Source organism: Tindallia texcoconensis, from assembly GCF_055383815.1.
Genome location: NZ_AP042431.1, coordinates 2892501 through 2909406, shown reverse-complemented (window position 1 = coordinate 2909406; position 16906 = coordinate 2892501). Strand labels below are relative to the sequence as shown.

8 protein-coding genes, 15 tRNA genes and 2 rRNA genes (1 of these 25 running past the window's edge) are annotated in these 16906 nt (G+C 39.8%); 1 reads left to right on the top strand and 24 read right to left on the bottom strand.

From position 1 onward, the window contains the following. Positions 1-2: 2 nt before the first annotated feature. From ACZ47N_RS13170 to ACZ47N_RS13160, 3 genes are all read right to left on the bottom strand, one after another. Complete coding sequence (locus ACZ47N_RS13170) at positions 3-1163, bottom strand: cysteine desulfurase family protein (RefSeq protein WP_464886990.1); 1161 nt, start codon at positions 1161-1163, stop codon at positions 3-5. Positions 1164-1249: 86 nt separating this feature from the next. Further along, positions 1250-2650 (bottom strand): S-layer homology domain-containing protein, encoded by a 1401-nt coding sequence (locus ACZ47N_RS13165; protein ID WP_464886989.1) that lies wholly within the window; start codon positions 2648-2650, stop codon positions 1250-1252. Positions 2651-2792: 142 nt separating this feature from the next. After that, a complete protein-coding gene (locus tag ACZ47N_RS13160; protein ID WP_464886988.1) occupies positions 2793-3461 on the bottom strand; it encodes a YczE/YyaS/YitT family protein in 669 nt (222 codons plus the stop codon). Between the two features lie 207 nt (positions 3462-3668). On the opposite strand from ACZ47N_RS13160, the gene ACZ47N_RS13155 reads away from it, so the two are divergent. Beyond that, complete coding sequence (locus tag ACZ47N_RS13155; RefSeq protein ID WP_464886987.1) at positions 3669-4106, top strand: Dps family protein; 438 nt, start codon at positions 3669-3671, stop codon at positions 4104-4106. Positions 4107-4187: 81 nt separating this feature from the next. Here ACZ47N_RS13155 and ACZ47N_RS13150 read toward each other — a convergent pair whose 3' ends face one another. From ACZ47N_RS13150 to ACZ47N_RS13050, 21 genes are all read right to left on the bottom strand, one after another. Continuing rightward, positions 4188-6332 carry an ATP-dependent helicase gene (locus ACZ47N_RS13150; RefSeq protein WP_464886986.1) on the bottom strand — a complete coding sequence of 715 codons (2145 nt, stop codon included), beginning with the start codon at positions 6330-6332 and terminating at the stop codon, positions 4188-4190. 131 nt (positions 6333-6463) lie between these two features. After that, positions 6464-6539, bottom strand: a tRNA-Phe gene (locus tag ACZ47N_RS13145). A gap of 6 nt (positions 6540-6545) precedes the next feature. After that, a tRNA-Pro gene (locus tag ACZ47N_RS13140) sits at positions 6546-6622 on the bottom strand. 14 nt (positions 6623-6636) lie between these two features. Continuing rightward, positions 6637-6728, bottom strand: a tRNA-Ser gene (locus ACZ47N_RS13135). A gap of 3 nt (positions 6729-6731) precedes the next feature. Then, a tRNA-Gly gene (locus ACZ47N_RS13130) sits at positions 6732-6805 on the bottom strand. Positions 6806-6871: 66 nt separating this feature from the next. Continuing rightward, on the bottom strand, positions 6872-8866 hold the full coding sequence (locus ACZ47N_RS13125) for a SpoIID/LytB domain-containing protein (RefSeq protein ID WP_464886985.1): 1995 nt from the start codon (positions 8864-8866) through the stop codon (positions 6872-6874). A gap of 78 nt (positions 8867-8944) precedes the next feature. Further along, positions 8945-9796, bottom strand: a complete 852-nt coding sequence (locus tag ACZ47N_RS13120; protein WP_464886984.1) for a DegV family protein — start codon at positions 9794-9796, stop codon at positions 8945-8947. Positions 9797-9869: 73 nt separating this feature from the next. Further along, the gene (locus ACZ47N_RS13115; protein WP_464886983.1) at positions 9870-12809 is read right to left on the bottom strand and encodes a diguanylate cyclase domain-containing protein; all 2940 of its coding nucleotides are present in this window, start codon (positions 12807-12809) and stop codon (positions 9870-9872) included. Positions 12810-12977: 168 nt separating this feature from the next. After that, positions 12978-13054 (bottom strand) — tRNA-Arg (locus tag ACZ47N_RS13110). Positions 13055-13060: 6 nt separating this feature from the next. Further along, positions 13061-13134, bottom strand: a tRNA-Cys gene (locus ACZ47N_RS13105). Between the two features lie 6 nt (positions 13135-13140). Further along, a tRNA-Lys gene (locus ACZ47N_RS13100) sits at positions 13141-13216 on the bottom strand. Positions 13217-13219: 3 nt separating this feature from the next. Further along, positions 13220-13294, bottom strand: a tRNA-Gly gene (locus ACZ47N_RS13095). Positions 13295-13319: 25 nt separating this feature from the next. Then, a tRNA-Leu gene (locus ACZ47N_RS13090) sits at positions 13320-13402 on the bottom strand. 276 nt (positions 13403-13678) lie between these two features. Then, positions 13679-13755, bottom strand: a tRNA-Asp gene (locus ACZ47N_RS13085). Between the two features lie 4 nt (positions 13756-13759). Then, positions 13760-13835: transfer RNA gene (locus tag ACZ47N_RS13080), tRNA-Val, on the bottom strand. A 6-nt stretch (positions 13836-13841) separates the two neighbouring features. Continuing rightward, positions 13842-13916, bottom strand: a tRNA-Glu gene (locus ACZ47N_RS13075). 7 nt (positions 13917-13923) lie between these two features. After that, a tRNA-Met gene (locus tag ACZ47N_RS13070) sits at positions 13924-14000 on the bottom strand. Between the two features lie 4 nt (positions 14001-14004). Then, positions 14005-14080: transfer RNA gene (locus tag ACZ47N_RS13065), tRNA-Met, on the bottom strand. A 30-nt stretch (positions 14081-14110) separates the two neighbouring features. Then, positions 14111-14199 (bottom strand) — tRNA-Leu (locus ACZ47N_RS13060). A 30-nt stretch (positions 14200-14229) separates the two neighbouring features. Next, positions 14230-14346: ribosomal RNA gene (gene rrf, locus ACZ47N_RS13055) — 5S ribosomal RNA — on the bottom strand. A gap of 42 nt (positions 14347-14388) precedes the next feature. Further along, positions 14389-16906 (bottom strand): 23S ribosomal RNA (locus tag ACZ47N_RS13050); it runs 422 nt beyond the window's last position.

Sequence of the window (16906 nt, the reverse complement as noted above, 5' to 3'; positions counted from 1 at the left end):
AATCACCTCTTAGTCCATTTTCGTATTTTTTGTATATGATCCGAAAGCTTTTCTACCAAATATAAAATTTGATCTGATGTTAACATTTCATCAAAGCTTATTCGAAGAACCCCTTCAGCCCATTGGCGCGGAATACCCATCGCTATCAGAACATGGCTAATTTCATCTTTTCTTGCGGTACAAGCTGATCCAGAAGATACATATATCCCTTCTGATTCCAAAGAATGTAACAGTACTTCACTCTTTATATTTTCAAATGCGAGGAGGATAATTCCTGGCACTTGTTGGTCCTTGGACTCAATAACCATCACATCACTAATCCTATTTTTAATTTCTTCTATAATGTTCTTTCTTATTTCTAAAAGGCTTTGATGGTTTTTTTCTAAATTTTTATAAGCCTTTAGCACAGATTTTTCAAACCCTAAAAGTCCTGGTATATTCTCTGTTCCAGCTCTTTTTCCATATTCCTGATTACCACCACGCAACAAAGGATTTATCTTCGTTGGATTCTTTATCCATAAGGCACCTAATCCTCTAGGCCCTTTGACTTTATGTGCACTAATGCTGTATGCATCAATATGCCCCAATAGTGGTTGTATATGAATTTTACCAAATGCCTGCACCCCATCTACATGAATAAAAGCTTCTGGTGATTTTTTTCGAATTATTTCAGCTGCTTTTTCAAGAGGTTGAATGATTCCAGTCTCATTATTTACGTGCATCAGAGAAACAAATGTCAGATTCTCTCCTTCCTTTTCTAGTATTTCTTCAAGGATTTCCAAGGAAATCTGTCCATTATCCCCTACTTTCAATGAGTAGATAGATTTTTTAGGCACCCAATATTCCAAGGGCATGAGAACTGACTTATGCTCGATGGAAGACGTCAAAAAACAAGAATTATTTCCCGCCCTTTTATATGACTGACTGAAAATAATTTGATTATTTGCCTCCGTTCCACCGGAAGTGATAATGAGATTATCAGGTTTCCCCCAAAGGTTTTTCAATATACTCTTTTTTGCTTGTTTACTCCTTTTCTCTACATCACTTCCAAAAGAATGAGCTGAAGATGGATTTGCGTATGCTTCCCTATATGCATCCATCATAACCTTTAAAGATTCATCTAGTATGGGAGAAGTTGATGCGTGGTCTAAATATAGTTTCATATGAATACTCCTTCACAGTTGACAATTTTCATTGATTCGTTTCAATCGTTTACATCATAACGAAAATCCATAAAATTGTAAAGCAGCTACTGGAGCAGCAGCTGCTTTTGGATTCCCTCTACAAGAAAACCAATAGATTCCCAATCTCCCGATGATTTCCATTGGGATAAAGCTGTATCCTGAAGATCCTTCATTATTTGAATAGTTTCTTCGTTGCTTTTGTGTTGTAAGGATGTATAAGCAAGATTTTGAATAGCTCGCTTAAGTATTTTCACATCATCTGTTTGATGAATTACTGTGTGATAGATATGCTGAGCTGAATCCCACTGATTTGTTTTACGATAATGTTCTGCCAGCAGATTCATTGTTTGATGCATTTCAACCTCATCCCTAGCCACATCTAAAAAATTTTCGGCTCCTTTTTGAAAAAGGTCTGCATCCGCTATGTTCTGTATCATTTTAAAGAAAGCACTCATTCCCTCCACCTCACCATCTGACAATAGAAGGTATTCCTTAATGGCATTATTGGCCAAAGATTTCTTCTGTTGATCTGTTAAACTATCATCATATTTAATCAAATAATAGCTAATTCCCAGTTTGTTTTCATAATGATCTTCTTTTAACTCCCATACAGTTTTTATTGGTTCAGGGTCGTATAAAGAACGTTCTTCATGGGGAATAAATCCAATAATGCTTAGATATTCTAAAGAAGTTACCGCATCAATAAAGCGATGATGCTTCTCTGTAGATTCATCTAGACCAGCTCTATAAAAAATAGGATAAGCTGTTACGTTCATATCCATCATCGGTGTTGGCATCAGATAATTGTCTTCTAAATGCCTAAGGTCTTTAAATATTTTATTTGATAACACTGCAGCCTCCGCCCTGGTAACAGATTCCTTGGGTCTAAAGCTTCCATCAGGAAATCCATTGATAATACCTTTTGCTTCCAGTTCGCGAATATAGAGACTATTTGGGTCCAAAGGGTCCAAATCCCACAATTTATTCGTATCTATCTTTTGTTGACCTGTCTGTGGTGATAGGATAGCACGGCTTATTAGAGCCGCTTCATAACGGGTAATATTTTTTTCCGGTTCCAATAGCGGTCCAGAAAACACTTCGTATATGGAAATTTCATTGTGCTTAGCACCTTCCATGCTCTGATGTGTAGCTTGAATATGTGAATAAGCCCAATGATTCTCTTTCAGATCCTCATAGGACACGCTAGCATTTGTTTGCTGTTCATAGGGATCCTTGGCTAATGCCAGCAATTTATTGACTGATGTGAGGTACTCTGCTCTGGTAATGGATTCATCTGGTTTGAATAAACCATTGGGATAACCGCTAAAAACAGGATAATCAAAAGTAGCCCAAAAAATATACTCCTCTGCCCAGTGTTCTCTCGTATCGCTAAACATACCATGAGCCGAAATAGGTGCTAAAAAGGTTAATATCATTAAGATGCCTGTTACTATTTTAGTCCTCATATATACTCCCCCATCACTAGAATAAAATTCTTCCTCTTGATATGACCATCAACAAAACCAAATAGTTTCAGGAACAAAAGCAAAATATTAGATTTACAAAAAAATTTTATTCCACTTTACCAGAAACTTAATACAAAATTCCTTATGATTCTTTAGAATAAAATGGTTTTTCAATGAACGTAATCATGATTGGTCTCAACCATTTTGAGAGCCATCCAATTAGCCGTCCAACCCCTAAAGCAGCAACTAAAGTCCCCTCTCTTAACCCTTGAATATTTCCTATAAAAATCAACAATAAAAATCCAGCCATTAAAACGCTCGTACCATCAAATAAAATTTTTACAGTTGCAAAAGAAATCCCTGTTTTCCTTTGAATAGCTAACACCATTCCCTCTGGGGGCTGCGGTACCAAGTTTGCTGTTAAGTAGAATATAATCCCCATTGCTATTAAAAATAAACTAATCACTAACAATAAGAATCTATACGTATAATTAACTGGATTCAATGGAGTAATCAACAACATGGACATCGTCACAAAAAAACCAAAGATACTGGATATGGCTAATTGGAATAGATTTTTAAGTTCGAATTCCCGTCGCAGTAACACTATTTGTATCAACACGTAAATTGTAAATACAACTGTTGACATTAGACCGACATCTATTTCTAGCACCAAGCTAAGGGCATAAGGCAGTGACGTTACAGGAGACACTCCTAATCCAGACTTGATCGAAAAAGCTACTCCTAATGCTAGAAGAAATAATCCCACTATATACACTAGCATGCGTTTAATTAAGATTATAACCCTCATAATACCTCTTCCTTCCAGCTTATTTTATGAATTTTAAATACGGTATTTTCTTTTTATTATATCAGATTGCCCTTATATAACGATACAAATTTTAAGATCTATGGTTTTTAGTAGGAATTATTCTCATTTATTGTTTACAATTCATTAGGTCGGGTATATACTATAATAGTTACAATAAAGTAACTAACATCACAAAGGAGGATTATCATGAAGAATTACACAAAAATGAATCAATACTTATCAAATTTGGCGGTTTTAAATGTTAAACTACACAATCTACACTGGAATGTAGTGGGACCACAATTCGTACAAATTCACGAGTTCACAGAGTCTATGTATGACGACATGTTTGAAAAGTTTGATGCAGTGGCTGAGTTAATGAAAATGAGAGATGTTAACCCACTTGCTAAAATGGCTGATTACTTGGAACACGCTACGGTATCTGAGCTTGATCAAGACAAATTTAATCGTGATGAAGTATTAAAAATTGTCGAGAAAGATCTCAATGAAATGAAGAGTATGGCAACGGAAATCAGAAACACAGCTGATGAAGACGGTGATTTTGAAGTAGTTGGTGAATTTGAAGAGCATGTAGCAGCATATAGTAAAAATTTATGGTTTATTAAAGCGATGCTGACCAAATAATATCGTGATAAACAGGTGTTAAGGCCCAATTTCTAAGGAATTGGGCCTTAACCAACTAAAGTTACTTTTTTCCCAGAGCGATTAGTGTGCCTCTTTTTTCTTCAATACTTTGTCTACATAATCTAATGATATTTTTTTTATTTGATTTCCAAAATTCACTACAACACACCCATGGTCTTTGCTAGCCACAATTCCTTTTCCAAATTTCATATGTTCCACTTCCACCCCTGGATTCAAAGCGGAGGATATCCCATTGCTTCTAAAACAACCCTTTCCAAGAGCCTCCTTCACCCCATATGTAAGAATGTTAGAACAAGGTAACAAGGGCTGTAACTCATGCCAAAACAAGGATTCAGTCTGTTGTCGATTCATCATTTTTTTTGGAGCAGAAATAGTAACCTTATGGACCCCTCTTGTCATGGCTACATACATAAGCCGCCTCTCTTCTTCTGTCTGTTCTAAAATGTGTTCTTCTGTCATTTCTTTTCCTGCTTTTATACTTGGAAAAATACCTTCCGCTACATCTACTATAAATACATAATCGTACTCCAAACCTTTAGATGCGTGAATAGTCGTTAAGGACAGTTTTGTGTTTCGAACTTCTTGGGCCATGGATATTTTCTCTTTCATTTCTTTGACTCTACAAGACCACTCCAACGGGCTTGTGATATTCCGCATAATGTAATCCAACACGCTTAACAAATGCCTGGATGAATTCTTGGATATCGAATGATTCCGTTCAAGAAAATTCATGTAACCAATCGAGTAAAGAATTTGCTTGATGATGGAAGGCCCTTTTTTAAACTTAAGTTTTTCTAATTCTCCAATAAGTTGATTCAATTGATTTATCTGATATTCTTCCAGTGCTGGGTTTGCTGCCAACACTTTCAATATATGCTGACCTGGTTGTTTGTTTCTTAAAGCGTACTCTAATTGCTGCCGACTAATATATCCATTCATTCGATAAAATATTTTTTCTAAGATTTCTTGCTTATCTGGATAGTAAGCAAAGTCAATGATGTTTAGCATATCATGAACCACCCAATGACTCATTACTTTAACAGCCCGATCCCGTACTTTGAAGGATAGATTCAAATCACTTAAAGCATCAATAAATGGAATCGATGAAATATTTTTTCTAAATAGAATTCCAATGGATGCCTGAGGCTGATTTTCAGTGATATCCACTATCGTATCAATTGTTTTATTCAATTGTTTTCTCTCATCGCTATAAAGAATAAATTCTATCCCTTTTCTTTCAGGGTTTTGAGTTTCAATTTTTTTGTGATATCTGGTAATGTTTTTTTGAATAAATAGACTACTTATTTGGGTATTAAGACTTCCGCATCGAAAATTTTCTTCCATAAAATATTCTAACGCCCTAGGATAGTCATTTTTAAAACCAAGCATAATCGCTGGATTAGATCCTCTAAAACTATAGATAGTCTGATCATCATCTCCCACGCAAAGAATGTTTTTTCGATCACCAACGATCATTTTAATAATTTCCCACTGAACTGGAGAAGTGTCCTGAAACTCATCTACTTGCCAGTAATCAAACTGATTTCTAAATAAATATAAATATTGATTGTTCTGCTTTAATAAGTAGTAGGTTTTCGTTAGCATATCATCAAAGTCAAGTAAAGAATGTTTGTACTTATAATGCTCATAGGCTTGAAAAATGATCGGGAATTTCTTTATCCCTGTATCTAAATTTTTAATTTCTTCTTTATTCAATAAGCTATTTTTCGAAAAACTAATTAGACGTTCTAATTCTTCCTGAGTATCCACATCTATAGGAACTTTATAGAAATGTGCATAAATCTTTCTGAGTAACGTATGTTTGTCTATCTTTGTATTACCCTTTTCCATAAATTGAAAAGGAATCTGATTCTTTCCATAGTGATTCCTTAAAATGTAATAGCAAAAAGAATGGATGGTAGAAAAATGAATATCATGCCCACTAGGAACCATGCGATGAAACAAGTGATTAAAACGAGTTTTCATATCACGTGAAGCCGATTTAGAAAACGTTACGGTGCATATTCTTTTGGGATCTGTCTTGCCATCAAGAATTAATTTAGCAATTCTGGCACATAAACAGGTTGTTTTTCCAGCTCCCGCAACAGCTAATACTAATGCTGGCCCATCGCTATGATTCATTACATCCTCTTGCTGCTGATTAAGCGTAATATTATGGGTTTCTTTTAACCATGAGCTCAGCATTTGTTGTCTCCTTTATATCCTCGATCCTAAAGTTTAATTTCATCTTGCTCAATGAACAGTTTACGATTTTATTAATTGATTCTAAAAAAAGAACCAACTTTGTGCATTTATATGCAAAAGTTGGTCTTTAATGGTGCCCAGACGCGGAATCGAACCACGGACACGAGGATTTTCAGTCCTCTGCTCTACCGACTGAGCTATCTGGGCAAGAATTGGTCCGGGTGGAGAGATTCGAACTCCCGGCCCCATGGTCCCAAACCATGTGCGCTACCAAACTGCGCTACACCCGGACAAAAGAAATAAATGGCGGAGAAGGCGGGATTCGAACCCGCGCGCCGCATAAGCGACCTAACGGTTTAGCAAACCGTCCTCTTGAGCCTACTTGAGTACTTCTCCATTTGGAGCGGGTGAAGGGAATCGAACCCTCGCTATCAGCTTGGAAGGCTGAAGTTCTACCACTGAACTACACCCGCAATTCTTGCGGTTAACGAGAACCACAAGAGTAATAATAACAAATAATTCTATGGTTGTCAACACTTTTATTGAATTCTTATTCCACTATAATAATGTTTGAGAATATCTGCATACCCATAGCCATCTTCGGCCATTCTTTTTGCACCATACTGACTCATTCCTATCCCGTGCCCATATCCTTTCCCAACAAAAAAATAAATATCCTTTTCAGAATCATGTTCTACATGGAACCAACTACTACGCAATCCAAACATATTCCGACTTTCCTGCTTAATTAGTTCTTTTTTTCCATTGGTACCTTCAATTATAAAAGACAGCACACGATCATTTTCAGATATTTCTGCAACATATAAATTCTTTATATTCCCTATATCTTTTTGATTTCTTTTTAATATGGTTTCAATTTCACCTCTACTTAATTCAACTTCCCAATTTGAGTGAGGAGAATTCAATGAATACTTATCTTCTATTCCCCGAATATAGGGCACTGGATTTGTCCATATATTTTCGCTACTTTCAGTATGCCCCCCACTAGAAGAATGATAGTAAGGAATTGCTAAATGTCCATTATAGGTAATAACTTGACTTTTTGTCGTGTCAACAGCCCTATTGGTTTTGATTTGCTCTACATCAAATCCTCCATATACTTGAGAATGAACTGTATCACATAAATTAAAACCAAATTCAGCATATTTATCATAACTAGCCACAGCAAAACCCCGGGCTGCTACTGCTTGTGCTTTCAATGCTTCTTCAGGCCAACTATGTGGCATCTCCCTGGGAATCACACCATACAGATACTGTTCCATAGGCAATAAGTTTATCACGGTTAAATCACTGTTTTTTTGCCTAATAGCAGTTGTTGCCCCGCGATATCTTTTTCCCCCTATTAGCATCATAGAGTTCTCGAATATTTCGGAGGCGGAAGCAAAATATAGAGGCTTACTGCTTTGATAGGTCATAACCGTGTTGTTCCCTTTAGTATCTTCTACTCTTACCCTGGTATCCGAAGGATACATGATAGTCCATGTATTATCTGTTTTCTTTTCAATGAAGCCCATGGATTCTTGTGCTTCTTGTCGTGTACTGAAAGGACCTAAAAAAAGATTCCACCCTTCTTCCGTGCTGGCAAAAAACAATTCTTGGCCTATACCTTCTGAAATATCCAATAGGCTACTATTCGCCTGAGAAAGTGTTTTAAAAGGTCTTTTTAACCCAACATAATAATGAGAGTCCTTATTTAAGCTAATCTCCTTTACGCGGTCAAGCATTAGGATCTTTTGGAACTGATTCGATTCATAAAATCCAGCCAGTAAACCATCAGCTGATTTAACCTTGATAGATGGGGTTGATGTGCTTCCATAAAACAATCCAATTTTAATATGTTCAGGAATCATTAGCGGACTGTAATTCCCTTGTTCTAAAAACCCTTCGGAAGGATCAACAGTGGTTTTTCTTCGGGATACAGGTGTTTCGGTGACTTTTCGATTTGTCCTATCTTTTTTTTCCTCAGCAAGCTGCACCGTCCCAGTTTCTATTTCTTTCTCGTTATCCGGTTTATCCAAATATAAGGAAGCCATCCTAGCCTCTTGGTTCCATTCAATTTCTCCTTGTTCGGATAAAGTATTAAAAGGAATAACTGTTTGACCATCTATATTATATGAAACCACTTCCGTTCCGTTAACAAATGTTTTGATGTCAGTATGTAGTACTTGATGTAATTTCACTCCAGATTCAATCATATTTTCTTTGGAATTTTTATTCCCTATCACCTCTATGGATGGACTCCTAGTCACTTCTAGCCTTCTTTCAGCTGGTTTCCATCTCACATCAAAACCATAAGACCTTAAATCTTCTGCAATTACAATCGTATAACCATTGTAATTAAAGGATGGAATAGGTTGATGATCAATGGTGGCTACAATATCTGTCGATACAACTTCCCCTATTACTGTTCCTACAGGCATCTCCGCATAAACAGGCAAAGTGATCATCATGATAGCAAATAAAATGAACACCAATCCAAGTCCGCTGATATATTTTTGTGTATCCCTTATCATCTCAATGCACACTCCTTTAGTTTGGATATATTCATTTTACTGAATCAAAGCAATTTCGTAAACCATTTTTAAAAACTGTCAACAACTTGTAAGATTATCTTCATTAGAAAAACAAATTGAAATTCCTCCAAATCCAACGTGAGTGCTATTCACGGGACCCATCGTCATAATATGCACTTCTGATTCCTTCCATTGAGCTTCAATAGACCTTCTCAATATTTCCCCACTCTTCTCCGCATTGCAGTGTACAATAAACACCTGAATGACCTTTTGATTATGCATTTCTTTTTTTAGTTTATCAAGTATGTACGCATAGGTTTTCTTTGTACCTCTGATGGCGTTTATAACTTCTACATTCCCATTTTGAATATTTGTTATGGGCTTTATTTTCATTAGCTCAAGAAAAAATCCTTTAGCAGGTTTTACCCTCCCACCTTTAACTGCATTTTCTAAAGAATCTAAATATCCAATCACATGAATATGCTTACGATAGGATTCTAACTCTTTTATTATTTTCGCCATAGAATATCCTTTTTTTTTCAACTTTGCTGCACACAAAACCATCATCCCAGTGCCCATCGTTCCCGAGAGACTATCAAAAACATGAATTTTTTTGCTTGTTTGTTTGGCTGCATTTAAGGCACCATTAAAAGTGCCACTTAATTTAGATGACATGTGTATAGAAAGCACTTCATCGTCTTCTTGAAGAGACTCCCTATATATACTAATGAAAGAACCTGTAGATGGCTGTGAGGTTTTGGGTAGATTGTGACTGACTTTCATTTTTTCATAGAATTCTTGATGCGAAAGTTCTATTCCATCTAAATAATTAGTGCCATCTATTTCTACTTGCATAGGAATCACTTTAATCCTATATTTCTTTATCCATTCATCTGGTATATCGCTGGCACTATCCGTTATGATTATCATCCTTTGCACCCTTCCTTATTTCCATTTTCCTTTACATTCGAATAATGAATGAACTTCAATCTGTTGGAGTGCTTCATTCATCAAGTACTTTTTCTAGAAAAGTTTTTGTCAGTTGTGGATCCAAACGTTTTCCAGCCATTTGTTTAAGCACATCTATAGCCTCTCGATGTGAATAAGGGTGCCCTGTGCTAGTTGGATTCATCAAATGAACCCAGGCTTCTGCGACAGCAATCACTCTAGAACCTAAGGGAATTTCATTTCCTGATTGTTTTCGAGGGTATCCTGTTCCATCCCAATGTTCATGATGACCCAGTACATAGTCTGCGACGACTAAGTACTCTTGAGTTGATCTTAAAATCTGATAGCCTATCTCTGGATGACGTTCTTGAATTTTCTTTTCTTCACTTATTGTGCTTGCATTAATTGCCATTGCCTCAGGATCTAGGGCAATTTTCCCAAGATCATGCATAAAAGCGGCTTGGTGAATAGCTTTTACAGTCTCTTGATCAAGTTCCAATGATATAGCAATTTTCTTGGAAAGAATAGCAATTTTCTCAGCACATTTTTTTTCAAAAGGATGATTATTGTATAAGGTTTCCAGTAATAAGTCGATCGTGTGCCGGTGCATCCGTTTACTATCAATTAGTTTCTGTTGGTACATTCTATCTTCCGCTAATTTAAAAACAGCATCCATGGATTCTTTTTCATCCGATCGGGTTGCCCATCCAATGGAAGCTGATAATTTTAAAAACCTAATCTTTTCAGCAGCAATTCGTTGTTGAATTTCATTTACAATTTTTTCAGCCTCTTTTTTCTCTACTCCAGGTAAAATCAAAGCAAATTCATCGCCTCCAATACGAGCGGCAATCATTTCTCCATAGCATGTATCTCTTATGATTTGCCCTGCTTTTAGAAGTGCCAGATCTCCTTCTTTATGGCCAAGGGCATCGTTAATAAGCTTCAGTCCATTTAGGTCCAACATTACCAAAGTGATAGGTAAATTATGACTTGTATTAACCTTAATCAATTCTTCTTCAAAGTATCGACGATTAGGAATCCCTGTCAACTGATCGTAATAGCTTAAATAACGAATTTTTTCTTCTTCTTTCTTCTTTTCAGTATAGTCTCGAAAAACCAACACCACTCCATTTGTTTTACCTTTTTCATCCATGATAGGCGCTACATTTTTTTCTATGGGAATAGCCTCTCCACTTTTACTAATCAGCAATGTATGTGCATGTGTTCTATACATTTCTCCTGTTTTCATCACTTGTTCTGCAGGATTTTTCAATTCCTCTTGTGTTTTGGGGGATTGTTGTACAAAGACTCTTTCAAGAGCCTTGCCTACAGCATCTGACCGTTTCCATCCAGTCATTCGCTCCGCTGGCGGATTTATCATTACAATATTGCTTTCTTTATCTGTTGTAATCAACCCGTCTCCTATAGATCGAAGCGTCTGTTTTAAAAGCTCTCTTTCAGAAAAAAGACATTTTTGTAGGCTGTGACTCTCTTCTAACGCCTTCCTCAAATCACTGGTCCGTTCCTTAACTTTATCTTTTAAAATTTCATTACTATTTTTCATATACTGATCTGCTTTCTTTAGTGATATAATCATCTGGTTAAAAGAAGTCGTCAAAAATCCAAACTCGTCCTCAGTTGTCTTAGGCACATGGATATCCAAATTGCCCTCATTAACCTTTTCCATCCCTTCTACAAGATTATACAGCGGCTTTACTAGAATAGAGCGAAAAAACCACGGAAAAACAAGCAGAACAAGTACAGAACTTAATAACATCATAAATATGGCAGGTAACCCTCTTGCATTGATTGCATCTCTCATATGTATGCCCGAAAACCCTACAACGTACAATTTTTGTCCTGCTTCAAAAGTATAAAGAACATATGTATCTTCAGGATCTGGCCCAGCATAACTCCAAAACTTTGTATAATGTGATGTGACAAACTCATCCACTATAAGGTCTTCAGGGATAAGTGTCTCTTCACGAAGCATAAGAATCTCTATAGGACCCCTATCACTCAAAGACCCATAAGGGACATCGACTCGATCATTGAAGGATTCTGATGTTAAGGAAGAAGACAGGATAAAGGAAACAGAATGATTCAGTCTAGAAGGATCTATTAATTTATCAGTTTCATTAGAATCTACATAGTCTTCAATCGTCTCAACCTTTCCAATCCACTCTTGATTTAAATCTCTATCATGTAGTATTGAATTTATATAACCCATAGTAGCGGCTACAATAATCACCATCGTCAGTGTACCCATGGTCATTTTTATCATTAGAGATGCAGGTTTCGAAGAATACTTTAAGAAATGGTGAACAAATGAGAACATAAATAGAATAAATGCTATATTTATTGAGAAATAGTGGACTGTTGAAGGATAAAATTGATATAAAAACATCCAGTATATGGCAGACATTAGAAAAGGAAAAATAAACAATAGAATGATTCGCATATACCCACGTAGTTCAGATGCTTTTTCATCACTTAGATTAGATGAGTTTTTTTTCTTTTTAGATATTATTGAATAGAAGACACACTCTGAAGCAATGTAACCGATAAGTGTCATGAAAAGGAGTATCATCAAGCATATATGATCATTTAGATGCACGTATGCAAAAGCAGCAATCACACCAATGATTAATAAAGTGGCTGGAAGGACATGGTGTAACTTTTTGGAATATTGTGATACAGATCCCGTGTCATAATTGTGTCCAAAATAGTAAAGGGCTATTGCACCTAGTAGATAGAAGAAAAGGGTTAATGCATCAGTCTGATAATACCAGTTAATGGTTAAGGCAGCAGATGTCAGCCAATGAAACAGTATTGCTATGGTATTGGCAATAAAAAAGAAAAATAAGTAGCGATTTGATCGAGAATGATTCCTAAACTGCCATAACACTCCTGTTATGACAAAGCTTAAGATCAACTGTCCTACAATCAAAATAGTATGCGCATGAATTATCCACCATTGAAATAGTACTACCATTATGCCCACGCCTTTCTATGACGTATAAAAATCTGTTATTTAAACAATAAATTGATTATAGCACACCCTTATTATAGTGTCTATTTCCTATTTACTTTACCGATTATCTGTTGTTTATACTCAAACAAAAAAAGACTTCAAACGAAAACCGTTTAAAGTCTTTTTTTATGGCGCGCTCAGAGAGATTCGAACTCCCGACCTTCTGATTCGTAGTCAGACACTCTATCCAGCTGAGCTATGAGCGCATTTTATGGAGGCGGCACCCAGATTTGAACTGGGGATAGAGATTTTGCAGACCTCTGCCTTACCCCTTGGCTATGCCGCCATACAATGGTGACCCATCCGCGACTCGAACGCGGGACACCCTGATTAAAAGTCAGGTGCTCTGCCAACTGAGCTAATGGGTCATATGGAGCGGAAGACGAGATTCGAACTCGCGACCCTCGCCTTGGCAAGGCGATGCTCTACCACTGAGCCACTTCCGCATCTATATTAAGTTAAGAATTGATGTGGTGCGGGTGGAGGGACTTGAACCCCCACGGTCGCCCGCTAGATCCTAAGTCTAGTGCGTCTGCCAATTCCGCCACACCCGCATATACAACTGATTTCTCCCAGCATCTTATGGCTGGGATTTATATGAACGATATTAACTAAGTGATTCACTCCAAATCAAGATTTGGGTTCTCTACTTATGCCAATTCCGCCACACCCGCATATACAACTGATTTCTCCCAGCATCTTATGGCTGGGATTTATATGAACGATATTAACTAAGTGATTCACTCCAAATCAAGATTTGGGTTCTCTACTTATGCCAATTCCGCTACTTACCTATGAATGGTTTCTCCTTTATACATCGTGCCATTAAATGGCGACCCGGAAGGGACTCGAACCCTCGACCTCCAGCGTGACAGGCTGGCATTCTAACCAACTGAACTACCGGGCCTAAATGGTGGGCGCAACAGGGCTCGAACCTGTGACCCCCTGCTTGTAAGGCAGGTGCTCTCCCAGCTGAGCTATGCGCCCTAAAAATGGTGACCCCTAGGGGACTCGAACCCCTGATACCGCCGTGAAAGGGCGGTGTCTTAACCGCTTGACCAAGGGGCCGTAATACTGGTAGCGGCAACAGGAATTGAACCTGTGACCTTTCGGGTATGAACCGAACGCTCTAGCCAGCTGAGCTATGCCGCCAAATTGGTTGCGGGGACAGGATTTGAACCTGCGACCTCCGGGTTATGAGCCCGACGAGCTTCCAGCTGCTCCACCCCGCGTCATTGTGTATGCTTCATTATTTAAAATCCTGGTGCCGAAGACCGGAATCGAACCGGTACGATCGATTAGGATCGCAGGATTTTAAGTCCTGTGCGTCTGCCAGTTCCGCCACTTCGGCTTGTTGGCCTATCTTTTTATATAAGGTAAGAAGACGCAGCGACCTACTCTCCCGGGAAGTCTCCTTCCAGGTACCATCAGCGCTGAAGGGCTTAACGGCTGTGTTCGAGATGGAAACAGGTGTTTCCCCTTCGCTATGGCCACGCCTTCTATTGTTCCCTCAAAACTACATGAAACGTTCTGCACAGGTTAGGTCAAGTCCTCGTACCATTAGTACCGGTCAGCTGCATGCATTGCTGCACTTCTACCTCCGGCCTATCAACCAGATCGTCTTTCTGGGGTCTTACCTCCTTACGGAGTGGGAAATCTCATCTTGAGGCGGGCTTCGTGCTTAGATGCCTTCAGCACTTATCCCTGCCATACGTAGCTACCCAGCGATGCTCTTGGCAGAACAACTGGTTCACCAGCGGTATGTCCATCCCGGTCCTCTCGTACTAAGGACAGATCCTCTCAAATTTCCAACGCCTGCGACGGATAGGGACCGAACTGTCTCACGACGTTCTGAACCCAGCTCGCGTACCACTTTAATGGGCGAACAGCCCAACCCTTGGGACCTACTTCAGCCCCAGGATGTGATGAGCCGACATCGAGGTGCCAAACCTCCCCGTCGATGTGGACTCTTGGGGGAGATAAGCCTGTTATCCCCGGGGTAGCTTTTATCCGTTGAGCGATGGCCCTTCCACGCGGTACCACCGGATCACTAAGTCCGACTTTCGTCCTTGCTCGACTTGTAGGTCTCGCATTCAAGCTCCCTTGTGCCTTTACACTCTACGCACGATTTCCGACCGTGCTGAGGGAACCTTTGAGCGCCTCCGTTACTCTTTAGGAGGCGACCGCCCCAGTCAAACTGCCCGCCTGACAGTGTCCCAGAACCGGGTTACGGTTCGTGGTTAGAATTCCAGTACGAAAAGAGTGGTATCCCAAAGGCGACTCCTCCGAAACTGGCGTTCCGGGTTCTTAGTCTCCCACCTATTCTGTACGTTCCGTACCAAAATCCAATGTCAGGCTGCAGTAAAGCTCCACGGGGTCTTTCCGTCCTGTCGCAGGTAACCAGCATCTTCACTGGTATTACAATTTCACCGGGTCTATTGTTGAGACAGTGCCCAAATCGTTACGCCTTTCGTGCGGGTCGGAACTTACCCGACAAGGAATTTCGCTACCTTAGGACCGTTATAGTTACGGCCGCCGTTTACTGGGGCTTCGGCTCCGAGCTTCGGTTACCCTAACTCTTCCCCTTAACCTTCCAGCACCGGGCAGGCGTCAGCCCCTATACTTCGTCTTTCGACTTTGCAGAGACCTGTGTTTTTGCTAAACAGTCGCTTGGGCCTATTCACTGCGGCCGGGGGAGGCTCCTAAAGTTTTTTATTCACCTCTCCCGGCACCCCTTCTCCCGAAGTTACGGGGTCATTTTGCCGAGTTCCTTAACAATAGTTCTCCCGTTCGTCTTAGGATTCTCTCCTCACCCACCTGTGTCGGTTTGCGGTACGGGCACCTTGATTCTCGATAGTGGCTTTTCTTGACAGTGTGGATTCAACCGCTTCGCTACTTATATTTCGCTCCCCATCACTTCTCAGGATTGAACCAGCGGATTTGCCTACCGGTTCTCCCTACCTGCTTGGACGCGCTCAACCAACGGCGCGCTCGGTCTATCCTCCTGTGTCCCCACTTCTCTCAATCGAATCTCGGTGGTACAGGAATCTCCACCTGTTATCCATCGCCTACGCCTTTCGGCCTCGGCTTAGGTCCCGACTTACCCTGAGCGGACGAGCCTTCCTCAGGAAACCTTGGGTTTTCGACGGGCAGGTTTCTCACCTGCCTCTCGTTACTCATGCCAACATTCTCTCTTGTGTGCGGTCCACCAGATTTCACAATCCAACTTCGCTCCGCACGCATTGCTCGCCTACCATGTACCTTAGTACATCCAAAACTTCGGTGGTATGTTTTAGCCCCGGTTATTTTCGGCGCAAGATCCCTGGACCAGTGAGCTATTACGCACTCTTTAAATGTATGGCTGCTTCTAAGCCAACATCCTGGTTGTCTATGCAATCTCACATCCTTTTCCACTTAACATACACTTGGGGACCTTAGTTGTTGGTCTGGGCTGTTTCCCTCTCGACTACGGATCTTATCACTCGCAGTCTGACTCCTGGATTTCTCGATAGGCATTCGGAGTTTGATAGGTGTTGGTAACCGGTGAAGGTCCCGCGACCATTCAGTGCTCTACCTCCTATCGAGGTTTGTTCCAAGGCTAGCCCTAAAGCTATTTCGGCGAGAACCAGCTATTTCCGTGCTCGATTGGAATTTCTCCCCTACCCACAGCTCATCCAATGACTTTTCAACGTCACCTGGTTCGGTCCTCCACGAGATTTTACTCTCGCTTCAACCTGGCCATGGGTAGATCGCACGGTTTCGGGTCTGCAACCGGTAACTATTCGCCCTATTAAGACTCGCTTTCGCTACGGCTCCGCTCCTGAAGAGCTTAACCTTGCTACCAATCGCAACTCGTTGGCCCGTTCTACAAAAAGTACGCGGTCACATTCGTTAAAAATGCTCCCACAGCTTGTAAGCAAAGGGTTTCAGGTTCTATTTCACTCCCCTCCCGGGGTTCTTTTCACCTTTCCCTCACGGTACTATTCGCTATCGGTCACTGGGTCGTATTTAGCCTTGGGGGGTGGTCCCCCCGCGTTCCCACCGGGTTTCTCGTGTCC